This window comes from Acidovorax bellezanensis (assembly GCF_025421555.1).
Lineage (GTDB): Bacteria > Pseudomonadota > Gammaproteobacteria > Burkholderiales > Burkholderiaceae_C > Comamonas > Comamonas bellezanensis.
On the sequence record NZ_JAODYH010000003.1, the window covers coordinates 665,722 to 682,216 of the forward strand.

Genomic DNA, 16,495 nt, shown 5'->3' on the forward strand with positions numbered 1-16,495 from the left:
CCATGTCCCGGCCATGGCCGGGACACCGTCTTGGCTATGACCGCGATGAATTTCGCAAGAGAGTGCTTCTCAGCGCTCGCACCACCAAAGACCCACGCAACTGGCGTGCCCTAGCATGGGGGCAGCGAGCAAGCGCCGTCGCGCAGCGAGGCTGCCGCCCCCCTCCACCGAAGGATGAGAGGGGGGAGACGCGAAGCGGATCAGGGGGTGCTTTGGCTCAATCTGCCTGCTTGCGCAGGAAGGCCGGGATTTCCAGGTCTTCCATGCCGCCCGAAGCCAGTGCGTCGACCCGGGCCGCGGCCTGGGTGCGGTTGGTGCGCCAGACGCTGGGCACGGACATGTTGCCCATGTTGCCGAAGTCCGTGCTGTGGCCCGTGCCGCCCAGACCGCCCGCGCCCTGGGCGCTGCCCATGTTGGCCGTGGGCATCTGGTAGCTCAGGTTGTCGGTGCCGGTGCGCAGACCGCCTTGCAGCACGGCCATGTTCTGGCGGCGTGCATTGGGACGGGCCAGGCCGGTGGCGACCACCGTGACGCGGATTTCTTCGCCCAGGCTGTCGTCATAGGCAGCGCCGAAGATCACGTGCGCGTCGGGCGAAGCGTAGGCATTGATGGTGTTCATGGCCAGACGCGACTCGGACAGCTTGAGGCTGCCCTTGGACGCCGTGACCAGCACCAGCACGCCCTTGGCGCCCGACAGGTCGATGCCTTCGAGCAGCGGGCAGGCAATGGCTTGCTCCGCGGCGATGCGCGCGCGGTCAGGGCCGGCGGCCGTGGCCGTGCCCATCATGGCCTTGCCGGGCTCGCCCATCACGGTGCGCACGTCTTCGAAGTCGACGTTCACCTGGCCGTATTCGTTGATGATTTCAGCGATACCGCCGACGGCGTTCTTCAGCACGTCGTTGGCATGGGCGAAAGCTTCGTCCTGGGTGATGTCGTCACCCAGCACGTCCAGCAGCTTTTCGTTGAGCACCACGATCAGCGAGTCGACATTGGCTTCGAGTTCGTTGAGGCCGTTGTCGGCATTGGTCATGCGGCGGCCGCCTTCCCAGTCGAAAGGCTTGGTCACCACACCGACGGTGAGAATGCCCATTTCCTTGGCCACGCGCGCGATCACGGGCGCTGCGCCCGTGCCCGTGCCGCCGCCCATGCCGGCGGTGATGAACAGCATGTGCGCGCCGTCGATGGCCGCGCGGATGTCGTCCACTGCGGCTTCGGCGGCTTCACGGCCCTTTTCCGGCTTGCTGCCAGCGCCCAGGCCGCTTTGGCCGAGCTGGATGGTGCGGTGCGCGGCGCTGCGGATCAATGCTTGCGCATCGGTGTTGGCGCAGACGAACTCCACGCCCTGCACATTGCGGGCAATCATGTGCTCGACGGCATTGCTGCCGCCACCGCCCACTCCGATCACCTTGATCTGTGTGCCCTGGTTGAACTCTTCGGCTTCGATCATTTCGATGGTCATGTTGCTGCTCCTGAAACTTTAATATTGGGGGTCACGGCCGTTTGATTGGAAATCCTGGAATCACTTGGTATTCGGACATCCGTGGGCGGGCCGGTAATGCGCAATCGAATGGCATTCATGGCTAGAAGTTTCCCACAATGAAGTCTTTGAAACGGCCAAAAGCGGTCTTCATCGACCCACTCTTTTGTGCCACCTTGAAACCACGCATGCGCGCCAGCCGGGCTTCGTCCAGCAGGCCCATCACCGTCGCCGACCGGGGCTGGGCCACCATGTCGGCCAGGGCGCTCGAATACTTGGGGATGCCGCGGCGCACGGGCTTGAGGAAGATGTCCTCGGCCAGCTCCACCATGCCGGGCATGACCGAGCTGCCGCCGGTGAGCACGATGCCCGACGACAGCACTTCTTCGTAGCCCGATTCACGGATCACCTGCTGCACCAGCGAGAAGATTTCCTCGACGCGCGGCTCGATCACGCCGGCCAGCGCCTGCTTGCTGATCATGCGCGGGCTGCGGTCGCCCAGGCCGGGCACTTCCACCTGGCTGTCCGGGTCGGCCAGCAGTTGCTTGGCGTAACCGCTTTCGACCTTGATGTCTTCCGCGTCCTTGGTCGGCGTACGCAGCGCCATGGCGATGTCGCTGGTGATCAGGTCGCCGGCAATCGGGATCACGGCCGTGTGGCGGATCGCGCCGCCGGTGAAGATCGCCACGTCGGTCGTGCCCGCGCCGATGTCGACCACGGCCACGCCCAGTTCACGCTCGTCGTCGGTCAGCACCGCCTGGCTCGAGGCCAGCGGATTGAGCAGCAGCTGTTCGACTTCCAGGCCGCAGCGGCGCACGCACTTGATGATGTTCTCGGCCGCGCTTTGCGCGCCAGTGACGATATGGATCTTGGCTTCGAGGCGGATGCCGCTCATGCCGATAGGCTCCTTCACGTCCTGGCCGTCGATCACGAACTCCTGTGGTTCGACCAGCAGCAGGCGCTGGTCCGAGGAGATGTTGATCGCCTTGGCGGTCTCCACCACCCGGGCCACGTCGGCGGGCGTGACTTCCTTGTCCTTCACGGCCACCATGCCGCTGGAGTTGAGCCCGCGGATATGGCTGCCGGTGATGCCCGTGCAGACCCGCTGGATCTTGCAGTCGGCCATCAGCTCGGCCTCCTTGAGCGCCAGCTGGATGCTTTGCACCGTCGCGTCGATGTTCACCACCACGCCGCGCTTGAGCCCGTTGCTCGGCGCAACGCCCAGCCCGGCGAGCTTGAGCTCACCGTTGGGCAGCACTTCAGCCACCACGGCCATGACCTTGGCTGTGCCAATGTCCAGGCCAACGACCACATCTTTGTATTCTCTTGCCATATCAGAGTCCGCCCTCAGTTGGTCCCGTCTTGTCGTTCTTTTGCATGCGCTTCACCTCTTCTTCAGCGCCGGGCCGCAGCCGGCTTGGGCTGGGGTTTGGGTCTGTTGGGGGGCAAGGCCTTGCCCTGTACTGTGCTCACGCCCTGCAGCCGCAGCGCATAGCCGTCTTCGTAACGCAAATCCACCGATTGCAGCGCGTCGGCGCGGCGCTGGTACTGCGCCGTGACCGCGCCCAGCGTGCGCGCAAAGCGCTGCACGCGCTGCAGCACCTGCTCCACCGTGCCGCCGCCGAGCTCGACCTGGGCGTCATTCGCCAGGCGCGCTTTCCAGCTGCCGCGGTCGTTGAGCACCAGCTCGTCGATCTCCAGATTCAGCGGCGCCAGCGCGGGCGCGAGCATGCGGTAGACCTGCAGCACCTGCTGCGAGGTGCCTTCCGGCCCCTGCAGGCGCGGAATGCCGTCGCGTTCGAGTTCGCCGATGTTGGCCTCGAACACTTCACCGAAGCTGTTGACCATCTCGGCACCCGTGTCCGGGCCCCAGAAAGCTTCGGCCACATGCTCGTGCAACTCCACCCGCAGGCTGTTCGGGTATTCGCGCCGCACCTTGGCTTCGCGCACCCAGGGCACCTGCTCGAACGTCTCGCGCGCCGCGCGCAGATCGATGGTGAAGAAGTTGCCCGTGAGGCTGGGCGCGACATTCGCGCGCAGCGTCACTGCGTTGTTGTGCAGCATCTCGCCCTCGACGATGATGCGGCCGATGGAAAACGCCGGGTGTCGCACCACCCACCAGCTCACGGCCGCCAACACCAACGCCGCGCAGCCCAGCAACAGGACCGAAGCGGTCACGTTCATGAGCTTGACGTCGATGGGGGCGGGCAGCGAGCGTTTCATGGCCTTGCAGCGCCTCCGTCGAGCGATGCACTGGCCAGGATGCGCAGGCACAGGTCTTCGTAGCTGATGCCCGAAGCGCGTGCCGCCATGGGCACCAGCGAGTGGCTGGTCATGCCTGGCGAAGTGTTGATTTCCAGCAGGAAAGGCGCACGGTCGCTGGCGCGGATCATGATGTCCGCGCGCGCCCAGCCGCGGCAGCCCAGCGTGCGAAAGGCTTTTTCGACGATGCGCTGTATCGCCTGCTCTTCCGCCAGCGGCAGGCCGCTGGGGCAGTGGTACTGCGTGGTGTCGGTGAAATACTTGTTCTGGTAGTCGTAGTTGCCTTCGGGCGCCACGATGCGGATCACCGGCAGCGCCTTGACCACGCCTGCTTCTTCGAGCAGCGGGCAGGTGGTCTCGTCGCCTTCGATGAACTGTTCGCACAGCACTTCGGGGTCGTATTGCGAGGCCAGTTGGTAGGCCTTGGCGCATTCCTCGGCGGTGCTGACCTTGGTCAGGCCGATGGTCGAGCCTTCGCGCGCGGGCTTGACGATCATCGGCGCGCCCAGCGCAGCCAGGGCCTCGCGGGTTTCCTCGGCGCTGGCCACCAGGCGCCAGTCCGGCGTCGGCAGGCCTTCAAAGCGCCAGATGCGCTTGGTCATGATCTTGTCCATGGCGATGCTCGAAGCCATCACGCCAGGGCCGGTGTAGGGAATGTCCAGCAGCTCCAGCGCGCCTTGTACCGTGCCGTCTTCGCCGTAGCGGCCGTGCAGGGCGATGAAGCAGCGCGCAAAACCTTCGGCCTTGAGTGCCGACAGATCGCGCTCGGCGGGATCAAAGGCATGCGCGTCCACGCCGCGCGCCAGCAGCGCGGCCAGCACGCCGCCGCCCGACATCAGCGAGACTTCGCGCTCGGACGAACGCCCACCCATCAGCACGGCGACCTTGCCCAGTGCCTGCACATCGATATTCATATTCGCCTTGGCGTCCAAACCGCTCATACCCCTGCTCCGTCCTGCGTTGACAGTCCGCTGTTGTCCAGCATTTCCGCCACTTTTCCTGGCACGGCCCCGATGGAGCCCGCCCCCATGCACAGCACGACGTCCCCGGCGCGGGCATTTTCCGCGATGGCCTGGGGCAGATCGGCCACGTTTTCCACAAACACCGGCTCGACGCGCCCGGCCACGCGCAGGGCGCGGCTCAGTGAGCGGCCGTCGGCGGCCACAATGGGCGCCTCGCCAGCGGCATAGACTTCGGTCAGCAGCACCACATCGGCGCCGCCAATGACCTTGACGAAATCCTCGAAGCAGTCGCGCGTGCGGCTGTAGCGGTGGGGCTGGAAGGCCAGCACCAGCCGCTGACCGGGAAAGGCGCCGCGCGCCGCGGCCAGCGTGGCCGCCATTTCCACCGGGTGGTGGCCGTAGTCGTCGATGAGGCTGAAACGGCCGCCGTCGCTGCTGGGCAGCTCGCCGTAGCTCTGGAAGCGCCGGCCCACACCCTTGAAATTGAGCAGCGCGCGCAGCAGCGCGGCATCGTCGATCTCGAGTTCCATGGCCACGGCCACGGCCGCCAGGGCGTTGAGCACGTTGTGCTCGCCCGGCAGGCTCAGCACCACGTCCAGATCGGGATAGCCGCCATTGCCCGGCTGGCCTTCGCGGCGCACGGTGAAGTGCATCTCACCGCCGCGCGCCTGCACGTTGACGGCCCGCACCTGGGCACCCTCGGCAAAGCCGTAGGTGGTGACCGGACGCGCCACGTTCGGCAGGATGTCGCGCACCGCGGGACTGTCCACGCACAGCACGGCGCGGCCATAGAACGGCATGCGGTGCAGGAAATCGACGAACGCGCTCTTGAGCTTGCCGAAGTCGTGACCGTAGGTTTCCATGTGGTCGGCATCGATGTTCGTGACCACGGCCATCACCGGCAGCAGGTTCAGGAACGATGCATCCGACTCGTCGGCCTCGACCACGATGTAGTCGCCCTGGCCCAGCTTGGCATTGGCGCCGGCGCTGTTGAGCTTGCCGCCAATGACGAAGGTCGGATCGAGTCCGGCCTCGGCCAGCACGCTGGTCACCAGGCTGGTGGTGGTGGTCTTGCCATGGGCGCCGGCAATCGCGATGCCCTGCTTGAAGCGCATCAGCTCGGCCAGCATCAGCGCGCGCGGCACCACGGGAATCTTCTTCTCGCGGGCGGCCAGCACTTCGGGGTTGTCGGCCTTCACGGCGGTGGACGTCACCACGGCATCGGCGCCTTCGATGTGCGCCGCCGCATGACCGACGTGGGTGGTGATGCCCAGGGCCTGCAGACGACGCAGGCTGGGGCTGTCGACCAGGTCGGAGCCGGAAATCTGGTAGCCCAGGTTGTTCAGCACTTCGGCAATGCCGCTCATGCCCGAACCGCCCAGACCGACGAAATGGATGTGGTGGATGGCGTGTTTCATGACGCCAATTCCTCGCACGCGCGCACCACCGCGGTGGTCGCCTCAATCTTTTGCATGTTTTTAGCTTGTTCTGCGCGCTCCAAAAGCGAGGAGCGCTGCATATTTTGTAGCATATTGGACAACATTTCAGCGTTCATTTCACGCTGTGGCAGCAACCATCCACCGCCGGTGTCAACAATGAAGCGGGCATTGCTGGTTTGGTGGTCGTCCACGGCCGAAGGAAACGGCACGTAGACCGCGGCTGCGCCCACGGCGGCGATCTCGGTCACGGTGCTGGCGCCCGCGCGGCAGACGATCACATCGGCATCGGCAAAGGCCTGGGCCGTGTCATCGATGAAGGGCGTAAGTGTTGCTTCCACGCCAGCAGCGGCGTAGTTGGCCCGCAAGGCGTCGATCTGCGCGGCGCCGCTTTGGTGCAGCACCTGCGGACGCTGGTCGGCAGGAATCAGGGCCAAGGCCTGGGGCACGATGTCGTTGAGTGCCCGGGCGCCGAGGCTGCCGCCCACCACCAGCAGGCGCAGCGGCCCGCTGCGGCCGGCAAAGCGCTCGGCCGGCGCTGGCTGGCTGGTGAAGGCCGTGCGCAGCGGATTGCCGACCCACTGGCCTTTGGCGAACACCTTGGGAAAGGCCGTGAACACCCGGTCGGCCACGCTGGCCAGCACCTTGTTGGCCATGCCGGCCACCGAATTTTGTTCGTGCAGCACCAGCGGCTTGCCGGCCAGCACGGCCATCATGCCGCCGGGGAAGCTGATGTAGCCGCCCAGGCCGATGACCACGTCGGGCTTGACGCGCCGCACCACGGCCAGCGCCTGCCAGAAGGCCTTGAGCAGGCGCAGCGGCAGCAGGGCCAGCGTCACCAGCCCCTTGCCGCGCACGCCGGAGAAATCAATGGTTTCCAGCGCAAAACCCTGGGGCGGCACGAGCCGCGCTTCCATGCTGTTCGGCGCGCCCAGCCAATGCACCTGCCAGCCGCGCTCGCGCAAGGCATGGGCCACGGCCAGTCCCGGGAAAATATGGCCGCCGGTACCGCCGGCCATGATCAATGCGGTCTTGCTCATGCGTGACCTCCGCGCATGAGTTCCTTGTTTTCATAGTCCACGCGCAACACCACGGCTAACGCCACCAGATTCATCAAAATCGCCGATCCCCCAAAGCTCATGAAAGGCAAGGTCAGCCCCTTGGTAGGCAGGGCTCCGAGGTTCACCCCCATGTTGATGAAGCACTGGAAGCCCACCCAGATGGCCACGCCCTGGGCGACCAGACCGGCAAACACCCGGTCCAGGGCCACGGCGCGGCGGCCGATGTGCATGATGCGGCGCGTGATCCAGAGGAACATGACGATCAGCGTCAGCACGCCTATCAGTCCGAACTCCTCGCCGATCACGGCCAGCAGAAAGTCGGTATGCGCTTCGGGCAGCCAGTGCAGCTTTTCCACGCTGCGTCCCAGGCCGACGCCGAAAATCTCGCCGCGACCGATGGCAATCAGCGCATGCGACAACTGGTAGCCCTTGCCCAGGGCGTGCTTTTCGTCCCAGGGGTTGAGGTAGGCAAAGATCCGCTCGCGCCGCCAGTCGGACAAGGCAATCATGATGACGAAGGCCATCACCACCAGGAAGGCGATCAGGAAGAACATGCGTGCGTTCACGCCGCCGAGGAACAGGATGCCCATGGCGATCACCACGATCACCATGAATGCGCCCATGTCGGGCTCGGCCAGCAGCAGCACGCCGACCACCACCACGGCCGCGCCCATGGGCAGCACGGCGCGGAAGAACCGCTCCTTCACCGCCATCTTGCGCACCATGTAGTCGGCCGCATAGATCAGCACCGCGAATTTGGCCAGCTCCGAAGGCTGGAAATTCATGATGCCCAGCGACAGCCAGCGCCGCGCGCCGTTCACAACCGTTCCCACATGGGGGATCAGCACGGCCACCAGCAGAATCAGCGAAAAAATGAACAGCTTGCGCGCCATGCGCTCCCAGGTGGCCATCGACACCTGGAAGGCCAGCAGCGCGCCGACAAACGCCATGGCGATCGACATGGTGTGGCGCACCAGGAAATGGGTGGGCGCAATCTTGCCGAAGCGCGGGTTGTCGGGCATCGCGATCGACGCCGAATACACCATCACGATGCTCCAGGCCAGCAGCCCGATGACCATCCAGATCAGCGCCTGATCCAGCCCCAGCACGCTGGCTGGCGTGACCGTGGGGCGCCGGTACTGCGGCCCGCCCACGCGCACCGGCAGCACATCGACGGCCTTTTCCGACAGGCCGCCGAACCAGTCGGTCAGGCGTTGCGTGAAGGCGGAAACGGCGCTCACACCCAGCCCTCCAAGTCATGGCCGGCGTCCTGCGCCAGGCCTTGCACGGCCTGCACGAACTGGTGCGCGCGGTCTTCGTAGTCCTTGAACATGTCGAAACTCGCGCAGGCCGGCGACATCAGCACGGCATCGCCGGGCCGGGCCTGGGACTGGGCGACCGCCACGGCCTGGACCATGGAGTCGGCCGCGAGCAGCGCCACGCCGCTGGCTTCGAGGGCCGCGCGGATCAGCGGCGCATCGCGCCCGATCAGCACCACGGCGCGCGCATAGCGCGCCACGGGCGCGGCCAGCGGCGAGAAATCCTGGTCCTTGCCTTGGCCGCCCATGATGACCACCAGGCGTCTATCGGCCCCCAGGCCGGTCAGGGCGGCCACGGTGGCACCCACGTTCGTGCCCTTGCTGTCATCGAAGTACTCGACTTCGCCGACCACGCCCACAGGCTCGACACGGTGCGGCTCGCCGCGGTATTCGCGCAGACCGAACAGCATGGGCGCGAGCGCGCCGCCCGCGGCCGTGGCCAGGGCCAGCGCCGACAAGGCGTTGATGGCGTTGTGCCGTCCGCGAATGCGCAGCGCATCGGCGGGCATCAGGCGCTGGATGTGCAAGTCGTCCTGCGGCGCACGTGCGCGCTTGCCGGCCTCGTCGGCTTCGAGCGCGCGCACCAGCCAGGCCATGCCGGCCACGACTTCGATGCCGAAGTCGCCCGGACGGCGCGGCATGTCGCCGCCGAAAGTCACATGGGCGCGCTCCTGCGGACGCTGCAGCTTGACGCGTGTGGGCGCCGGCAGCATCTGCATGACGGCCTCGTCTTCGCGGTTGAGCACCATCAGGCCTTGGGTGCCGAAGATCCGGGCCTTGGCCGCGGCATAGGCCGCGAGGCTGCCATGCCAGTCCAGATGGTCCTGGCTGATATTGAGCACGGCCGCCGCCGTGGGCTCGAAGCCCGTGGCCGCATCGAGCTGGAAGCTCGACAGCTCCAGCACCCAGGCCTGGGGCAGATTGCCGGCATCGATATGGCCGGCCAGCGTGTCCAGCAGGGTCGGGCCGATATTGCCGGCCACGGCCACGCTCAGGCCCGCATGCTCCAGCAGCTGGCCCGTGAGCGAAGTGACCGTGGTCTTGCCGTTGGTGCCGGTGATCGCCAGCACCGCCGGCTGGTAGCCGTGGCCCGCGGCCAAGGCCTGCAAGGCCAGGGAAAACAGATCGAGCTCACCGCCCAGGCGCATGCCAAGGGCCAGGGCCGCATCCAGCACGGGCGCAACCTGCGCCGGGCTCAGGCCGGGAGAGCGGTAGACCGCGGCGAAATTCTGGCCGTCGAGCAGGGCCGCGTCGAAGGCTCCAGCGACAAAGCGCACCTGGGGCAGCTCCTGCGCCAGCACCGCCAGCTGCGGCGGCGCTTCACGCGTATCGGCCACGGTCACCTGCGCACCCAGGCGGGTACACCAGCGGGCCATGGCCAGGCCCGAAGCGCCCAGGCCCAGCACCAGCAGTTGCTGGCCTTGCAGCGGCAGCGCGTCCGCCTGCGGCCAGCCCGCGGGCACGGGCGGCAGCGCAGGCTCGGCTTCAGGCGCCGCCAGGGCCGCATCGGCGCCTGGTTCGGGGGCCGCGTCGGGCGCGGCCACCTGGGCAAAAATCTGGGCCACGAAGGCCGCGGCATCTTCGGCCGCACGCAGGCTGCTCAATGGCGGCACGGGCTGTGCCGGCGCGGGGACATCGAGCGGCAGCACTGCCGCCGTTTCGGACACTGCTTCCGCCTGAGCGTCGTCCGCCACGGGCAAGGCCGTGGGCAAGGCCGCGGCGTCCGTCGCCTCGGGCACGGACGCCAGCTCGTGCGGCAGCAGGCCGTCGGTGGGCAGTGGAGTGGAAGCGGTATTCATCGCAGTTTCAGCGTCGACAGGCCGATCAGGCACAGCAGCATGGTGATGATCCAGAAACGGGTCACGACCTGCGTTTCCTTCCAGCCGCTTTTCTCGAAATGGTGGTGCAGCGGCGCCATCTTCAGCAGACGACGGCCCTGGCCGTAGCGCTTCTTGGTGTACTTGAACCAGACCACCTGCAGCATCACCGACACGGCTTCGGCGACAAAGATGCCGCCCATGATGGCCAGCACGATTTCCTGGCGCACGATCACGGCGATCGTGCCCAGCGCCGCGCCCAGGGCCAGCGCGCCGACGTCGCCCATGAAGACCTGGGCCGGGTGGGCGTTGAACCACAGGAAAGCCAGACCCGCGCCCGCCATGGCGGCGCAGAAGATCAGCAGCTCACCGGAGCCGGGAATGTGCGGGAACAGCAGGTACTTGGCGAAGTTGACGCTGCCCGTCACATAGGCGAACACGCCCAGCGCCGAGCCGACCATGATCACCGGCATGATGGCCAGGCCGTCGAGGCCGTCGGTCAGGTTGACGGCGTTGCTCGATCCCACGATCACCAGATAGGTCAGGATGACAAAACCCAGCACGCCCAGCGGATAGCTGACTTCCTTGAAGAAAGGCACGAGCAGGCCGGCCTTGGGCGGCAAGTCCATGGAGAAGCCCGACTGCACCCAGCGGATGAACAGTTCGAACACCTGGACGTTGTTGTTCTCGGAAATGCTGAACACCAGGTAGAGCGCGGCCAGCAGGCCGATCACCGACTGCCAGAAGTACTTTTCCCCCGAACGCATGCCTTCGGGGTCCTTGTTGACCACCTTGCGCCAGTCATCGACCCAGCCGATGGCACCAAAACCCAGCGTCACCAGCAGCACGATCCAGACAAAGCGGTTCGACAGGTCGAACCACAGCAGCGTGGAAATGGCGATGGACAACAGGATCAGCACGCCGCCCATGGTGGGCGTGCCGCTCTTGACCAGATGGGTTTCCATGCCGTAGCCGCGCACCGGCTGGCCGATCTTCAGCGAAGTCAACAGGCGGATCACGCGCGGGCCGGCCGCGAGGCCGATCACCAGGGCGGTGAGCGCGGCCATCACGGCGCGCAGCGTCAGGTACTGGAAGACCCGCAGAAAGCCGAATTCCGGCGACAAGCCTTGCAGCCATTGGAAGAGTATCAGCAGCATGTGGACTCCGATGCTGCACGGGGGCTTGTGTCTGCGCTGGCCTGAACGGCCTGCACTACCTGTTCCATCTTCATGAACCGAGATCCCTTGATCAATAGGCTGCCCACCGCGGGCAGCCCTTCCCGCACCGCTGCCAGCAGCGATGCCATGTCTTCAAAATGTTGGGCCGCCGCGCCACAGGCCGCGACAGCGTGCGTGCTTTGCGCTCCGAGCGCCAGCAGCCGTTCGATGCCTTTTTCCCGCGCATAGGCACCGGCCTCGGCGTGGAACTGCGGCCCCTGGTCGCCGACTTCGCCCATGTCGCCCATCACCAGCCAGCGCGGCGCGGGCAGTTCGGCCAGCACGTCGATCGCCGCCCGCATGGAATCGGGGTTGGCGTTGTAGCTGTCATCGACCACCGTGATGCCGCGGCCCTGGATCGCCACGCTCAAGGCGCGCGAACGTCCGGTCACCGGCTGGAAGGCGCTCAGGCCCGCGGCAATCGCCGCCAGCGGCACGCCCGCGGCCAGCGCGCAGGCGGTCGCGGCCAGCGCATTGCGCACGTTGTGGCGGCCGGCAATCTGCAGGCGCGCCTCGAATTCGCCCTGGGGCGTGGCAATGCGCACCTGCCAGGCGCCCTGCTGCCAGGTGGCCGCCAGCGCATGCACCGGTGCGCCGGCCGCCGGAGCGCCTGCCGCCGGAACGCCGGCCGCCTGCTCGCCAAACTGCAGGCAGGTGCGGTCTTGCGCCAGGCCTTGCCACAGCGCCGTAAATTCCTCGCCCGCGGGGAACACCGCCACGCCATCGGCGGGCAGCGCGGCCAGCACGGCGCCGTTTTCCTCGGCCACGGCCTGCACGGTGTGCATGAACTCCAGGTGCTCGCGCTGGGCGTTGTTGACCAGCGCCACCGTGGGCTGGGCCATGCGCGCCAGCTGGGCGATCTCGCCCGGGTGGTTCATGCCCAGCTCGACCACCGCCAGGCGGTGGGCGGCCGTCAGGCGCAGCAGCGTCAGCGGCACGCCGATGTCGTTGTTGAAGTTGCCGCGCGTGGCCAGGGCGGCCTCGCCGGCCTGGGCCGACAGAATGGCGGCAATCATCTGCGTGACCGTGGTCTTGCCGTTGCTGCCGGTGACGGCGATCAGCGGCAGGGAAAACTGGGCGCGCCAGGCAGCGCCCAGGGCGCCGAGCGCGGCCAGGCTGTCATCGACTTCGATGCCGGACAGTCCGGCTTCGGCCAGGCGGCCGCAATGGCCGATGGCCGCGGCCGCGCCGCTGGCCTTGGCCTGGGCCAGGAAATCGTTGGCGTCGAAACGCTCGCCCTTGAGGGCCACGAACAAATCGCCGGCCTGCAGGCTGCGCGTGTCGGTGTGCACGCGCGTGACCAGGGTCTGGCCGTCGCCGACCAGACGGGCATGGGGGATGTGGGGCTGGATCAGGGCCAGCGCTTGGTTCAAGGTCATCATGACCGGTGCATTCCTTCGCGGGCCGCCAGCGCCTTGCGCGCCTGGGCCATGTCGGAAAACGGGCGCTTGACGCCCCCGCTCTCCTGGTATTCCTCGTGTCCCTTGCCGGCGATCAGCACCACGTCCTTGGGACCGGCTTCGGCCAGTGCCTGGGCAATGGCCGCCGCGCGGTCCACTTCCGAATGCAGCACTTTGGACGGCGACATGCCGCCCAGGATCTGGGCCATGATGGCGTCCGGATCTTCATTGCGCGGGTTGTCGCTGGTCACCACCACGCAGTCGGCGTGGCGCTGGGCCATCTCGCCCATCAGCGGGCGCTTGCTCGCATCGCGGTTGCCGCCGCAGCCGAACACGCACCACAGGCGACCGCCGCGCTGGCGGGCCGCGGGCCGCAAGGCCTTGAGCGCCTGCTCCAGTGCATCCGGCGTGTGCGCGTAATCAATGGCCACCAGCGGTTGGCCGGGCTGGACGATCTGCTCCATGCGCCCGGGCACGGGTTCGAGCTGGTCGCAGGCCGCCACGGCCTGGTCCAGGCTCAGGCCCAGCGCGCGCAGCGAGGCCAGCACGCCCAGCAGATTCGTCACGTTGTACTGTCCGACCAGGCGGGTCTGCAGCACATGGCTGTGCGCTTCTTCGATGACGGTGAACTGCAGGCCTTCGCGGCCCAGGCTGATGTCCTTGGCCTGCAAGCGCGCCGGCCCCTGGGTGGACACGCTCCAGACATCGAGATCGCGCGCCTGCAGGCTGGCCCACAGGCGGGCGCCATGGGCGTCGTCCACATTGATCACTGCCGCCTGCAGGCCTGGCCAATCGAACAAGGCCTTCTTGGCCTGCCAATAGGCGTCCATGTTCAGGTGGTAGTCGAGGTGGTCCTGGGTGAAATTGGTGAAGATCGCCACGCGTATGCGTGTGCCCGCCAGGCGGTGCTCGGCCAGGCCGATGGACGAAGCTTCCATGGCGCAGGCGGCAACGCCCGCGTCCACGTACTCGCGCAGCGCGCGCTGCAGGCGCACCGGGTCGGGCGTGGTCATGCCCGTGTCTTCCAGCCGCGGCGGAACGCCCACGCCCAGCGTGCCCACCAGGGCACAGCCCTGCTTGCCGTCCAGCGCGCGCTGGGCCAGCGCATGGGCCAGCCACCAGGCGGTGGTGGTCTTGCCGTTGGTGCCCGTGACGGCCAGCACCTGCAGCTGTTCGCTGGGCCGGTCGAACCACAGTGCGGCAATCTCGCCGCTGGCAGCCTTGAGGCCTGGCAGCGCGGCGATGCGCGCATCGTCAAAATGGAAAGCTTCCACGCCTTCGGCCTCGACCAGGCAGGCCACGGCGCCACGCGCCAGGGCCATGGCCACATGGGCGCGGCCATCGGTGGCGGCACCCGGCCAGGCAATGAAGGCATCGCCGGGCGCGACCTGGCGGCTGTCGGTCTGCAGGCCGCCCTTGACCCGGCTGCGCAGCCATTCATAGGCCTGCGGCGTGGAAGTCAGTTGAAAAATGCTCACAGGGACTCCTCCACCGGGTTGGCGACGATTTGCGGCACCACGGCCATGTCGGGTTGCACGCCCATCAGCCGCAGCGTCTGCTGGACCACTTCGCTGAACACGGGCGCCGCGACCGTGCCGCCGTAGACGCTGCCCTGGGTGGGCTCGTCGACCATCACGGCGACGATCACGCGCGGCTTTTCAATCGGTGCGAGACCGGTGAACCAGGCGCGGTACTTGCCCGCGGCATAGTTCTTGCCGACCTGCTTGCGCGCCGTGCCCGACTTGCCGCCCACCGAGTAGCCCACGGTCTGGGCCTTCTGGCCGGTGCCGCCCGGGCCCGCCGCCAGGGCCAGCATGTGGCGCACCTGGTTGGCCGTGCGCTCGGAAAAGATAGGCACGCCCACGGGCGGCTCGTCACGCTTGAGCATGGTCGCGGGAATCACCCGGCCGTCGTTGGCGAACACCGTGTACGAGCGCGTCATCTGCAGCAGGCTGGCCGACAGGCCGTAGCCGTAGGACATGGTGGCCTGCTCGACGGGCCGCCAGGTCTTGTAAGGGCGCAGGCGGCCGCTGGCCGCGCCAGGGAAGGCAATCTGCGGTTTCTGGCCAAAACCCACGGCCGAGAAACCTTCCCACATCTGCTGGGCGGTGAGTTGCTGGGAAATCTTGGTCGTGCCGACGTTGCTCGACTTCTGGATCACACCGGCCACCGTCAGCAGGCCGTAGTTGTGGGTGTCGGAAATGGTCGAGCCGGTCACATTGATGCGCCCGGGCGAAGTGTCGATCGGCGTCTCGGGCTTGAACTTGCCGGTTTCCAGCGCAATCCCGATGGTGATGGGCTTCATCGTCGAGCCGGGCTCGAACACGTCGGTGATCGCGCGGTTGCGCAGCTGCTCGCCCGTCAGGTGCTGGCGCTTGTCCGGCACATAGCTGGGATAGTTGGCCAGGGCCAGCAGTTCTCCGGTGCGCGCATCCATGACGACCACGCTGCCGGCCTTGGCCTTGAACTTCTCCACCTGGTCACGCAGCTTCTGGTAGGCAAAGTACTGCACCTTGCTGTCGATCGACAGCTGGATGTCCTGCCCGTCCATGGGCGGCACCTCTTCGCCCACGCCTTCGACCACCCGGCCCAGCCGGTCCTTGATCACGCGCCGGGACCCGGCCTTGCCGCCCAGCTCCTTGTTGAATGCCAGCTCCATGCCTTCCTGGCCCTGGTCCTCGACGTTGGTGAAGCCGACCACGTGGGCCGCGGGCTCGCCTTCGGGGTACTGGCGCTTGTATTCCTTGCGCTGGTAGATGCCCTTGATACCCAGGGCCTTGATCTTCTCGCCGATGTCCCAGTCCTGCTGGCGCTTGATCCAGACAAAGGTCTTGTCTTCGTCGGCCAGCTTGGCGTCGAGACTGGCCGGCGTCATTTCCAGCAGCTTGGCCAGCTGGCGCAGCTTGGCCTGGACTTCCGGGTCTTCCTTTTCCACGTCTTCGGGAATGGCCCAGATGCTGGCCGCGGGCACGCTCGATGCCAGGATCAGGCCGTTGCGGTCCAGAATCCGGCCGCGGTTGGCCGGCAGCTCCAGCGTGCGCGCGAAACGCACTGCACCCTGGCGCTGGAAGAAATCATTGCCAAACACCTGCACATAGGCCGCACGTGCGCCCAGGCCCACAAAACCCAGGGCCAGCATGGCCACAATCATCTTGCTGCGCCACAGGGGCGTCTTGCTCGCGAGCAAGGGGCTGGAGGTGTAGAGCACGCTGCGTGTCATGGCGCGGCTCCCGTGCCGGCGTTGTCGCCGACATACTGGGTGATGGCCGGGGTCGCGGAATGCATTTTCAGCTGATCGCGGGCCAGGCCTTCAATCCGGTTGGGCGTGGCCTGGGCGCGCTTTTCCACTTCCAGGCGCTGGTTGTCCGTGGCCAGCCGGCGCGACTCGTTGATCGAGCGGTCGAGCTCGGTGAACAGGCGCCGCGACTCGTACTGCGAGTGCACCAGAAACAGGGCACTCGCCATGAGCGCCGCCAGCAGCATGAGGTTCAGGCGCAGCACGGCAGGCCTTTCCGCATGTCAGCTATCCATAGCACCTGAAACT

At 66.9% G+C, this 16,495-nt stretch carries 13 protein-coding genes; all 13 read right to left on the minus strand.

What is annotated here, in order from left to right:
* Positions 1-217: 217 nt before the first annotated feature.
* Positions 218-1,459, minus strand: coding sequence for a cell division protein FtsZ (ftsZ, locus tag N0K08_RS06645; RefSeq protein WP_261499309.1), 1,242 nt, complete (start codon positions 1,457-1,459; stop codon positions 218-220).
* 121 nt (positions 1,460-1,580) lie between these two features.
* Positions 1,581-2,810: a cell division protein FtsA gene (gene ftsA, locus N0K08_RS06650; protein WP_261499310.1), complete on the minus strand. Its 1,230-nt coding sequence runs from the start codon at positions 2,808-2,810 to the stop codon at positions 1,581-1,583.
* Positions 2,811-2,872: 62 nt separating this feature from the next.
* Complete coding sequence (locus tag N0K08_RS06655; RefSeq protein ID WP_261499311.1) at positions 2,873-3,700, minus strand: cell division protein FtsQ/DivIB; 828 nt, start codon at positions 3,698-3,700, stop codon at positions 2,873-2,875.
* Positions 3,697-4,680 (minus strand): D-alanine--D-alanine ligase, encoded by a 984-nt coding sequence (locus tag N0K08_RS06660; RefSeq protein WP_261499312.1) that lies wholly within the window; start codon positions 4,678-4,680, stop codon positions 3,697-3,699. Before N0K08_RS06660 ends, N0K08_RS06655 begins: the two co-directional genes overlap by 4 nt.
* Positions 4,677-6,119, minus strand: a complete 1,443-nt coding sequence (murC, locus tag N0K08_RS06665; protein ID WP_261499313.1) for a UDP-N-acetylmuramate--L-alanine ligase — start codon at positions 6,117-6,119, stop codon at positions 4,677-4,679. The genes N0K08_RS06660 and murC overlap by 4 nt, the downstream gene beginning before the upstream one ends.
* Entirely contained in the window at positions 6,116-7,177 is a 1,062-nt protein-coding gene (murG, locus tag N0K08_RS06670; RefSeq protein ID WP_261499314.1) for an undecaprenyldiphospho-muramoylpentapeptide beta-N-acetylglucosaminyltransferase, read from the minus strand. The genes murC and murG overlap by 4 nt, the downstream gene beginning before the upstream one ends.
* The gene (ftsW, locus tag N0K08_RS06675) at positions 7,174-8,409 is read right to left on the minus strand and encodes a putative lipid II flippase FtsW (RefSeq protein WP_408642920.1); all 1,236 of its coding nucleotides are present in this window, start codon (positions 8,407-8,409) and stop codon (positions 7,174-7,176) included. Before ftsW ends, murG begins: the two co-directional genes overlap by 4 nt.
* Positions 8,410-8,435: 26 nt before the next feature.
* The gene (murD, locus tag N0K08_RS06680) at positions 8,436-10,316 is read right to left on the minus strand and encodes a UDP-N-acetylmuramoyl-L-alanine--D-glutamate ligase (RefSeq protein WP_261499315.1); all 1,881 of its coding nucleotides are present in this window, start codon (positions 10,314-10,316) and stop codon (positions 8,436-8,438) included.
* Positions 10,313-11,491, minus strand: a complete 1,179-nt coding sequence (gene mraY, locus N0K08_RS06685; protein ID WP_261499316.1) for a phospho-N-acetylmuramoyl-pentapeptide-transferase — start codon at positions 11,489-11,491, stop codon at positions 10,313-10,315. Before mraY ends, murD begins: the two co-directional genes overlap by 4 nt.
* Positions 11,482-12,933 (minus strand): UDP-N-acetylmuramoyl-tripeptide--D-alanyl-D-alanine ligase, encoded by a 1,452-nt coding sequence (locus N0K08_RS06690; RefSeq protein ID WP_261499317.1) that lies wholly within the window; start codon positions 12,931-12,933, stop codon positions 11,482-11,484. Before N0K08_RS06690 ends, mraY begins: the two co-directional genes overlap by 10 nt.
* A complete protein-coding gene (locus N0K08_RS06695; protein ID WP_261499318.1) occupies positions 12,930-14,429 on the minus strand; it encodes a UDP-N-acetylmuramoyl-L-alanyl-D-glutamate--2,6-diaminopimelate ligase in 1,500 nt (499 codons plus the stop codon). The genes N0K08_RS06690 and N0K08_RS06695 overlap by 4 nt, the downstream gene beginning before the upstream one ends.
* Positions 14,426-16,171 carry a peptidoglycan D,D-transpeptidase FtsI family protein gene (locus tag N0K08_RS06700; protein ID WP_261499319.1) on the minus strand — a complete coding sequence of 582 codons (1,746 nt, stop codon included), beginning with the start codon at positions 16,169-16,171 and terminating at the stop codon, positions 14,426-14,428. The genes N0K08_RS06695 and N0K08_RS06700 overlap by 4 nt, the downstream gene beginning before the upstream one ends.
* Positions 16,168-16,452 (minus strand): cell division protein FtsL, encoded by a 285-nt coding sequence (ftsL, locus tag N0K08_RS06705; protein WP_261499320.1) that lies wholly within the window; start codon positions 16,450-16,452, stop codon positions 16,168-16,170. Before ftsL ends, N0K08_RS06700 begins: the two co-directional genes overlap by 4 nt.
* Between the last annotated feature and the right edge of the window lie 43 nt (positions 16,453-16,495).

What these genes read in the sequence shown, in the direction of transcription:
- ftsZ (WP_261499309.1), bottom strand. Translation starts at nt 1,459, where the DNA reads ATGACCATCGAAATGATCGAAGCCGAAGAGTTCAACCAGGGCACACAG.
- ftsA (WP_261499310.1), bottom strand. Translation starts at nt 2,810, where the DNA reads ATGGCAAGAGAATACAAAGATGTGGTCGTTGGCCTGGACATTGGCACA.
- N0K08_RS06655 (WP_261499311.1), bottom strand. Translation starts at nt 3,700, where the DNA reads ATGAAACGCTCGCTGCCCGCCCCCATCGACGTCAAGCTCATGAACGTG.
- N0K08_RS06660 (WP_261499312.1), bottom strand. Translation starts at nt 4,680, where the DNA reads ATGAGCGGTTTGGACGCCAAGGCGAATATGAATATCGATGTGCAGGCA.
- murC (WP_261499313.1), bottom strand. Translation starts at nt 6,119, where the DNA reads ATGAAACACGCCATCCACCACATCCATTTCGTCGGTCTGGGCGGTTCG.
- murG (WP_261499314.1), bottom strand. Translation starts at nt 7,177, where the DNA reads ATGAGCAAGACCGCATTGATCATGGCCGGCGGTACCGGCGGCCATATT.
- murD (WP_261499315.1), bottom strand. Translation starts at nt 10,316, where the DNA reads ATGAATACCGCTTCCACTCCACTGCCCACCGACGGCCTGCTGCCGCAC.
- mraY (WP_261499316.1), bottom strand. Translation starts at nt 11,491, where the DNA reads ATGCTGCTGATACTCTTCCAATGGCTGCAAGGCTTGTCGCCGGAATTC.
- N0K08_RS06690 (WP_261499317.1), bottom strand. Translation starts at nt 12,933, where the DNA reads ATGATGACCTTGAACCAAGCGCTGGCCCTGATCCAGCCCCACATCCCC.
- N0K08_RS06700 (WP_261499319.1), bottom strand. Translation starts at nt 16,171, where the DNA reads ATGACACGCAGCGTGCTCTACACCTCCAGCCCCTTGCTCGCGAGCAAG.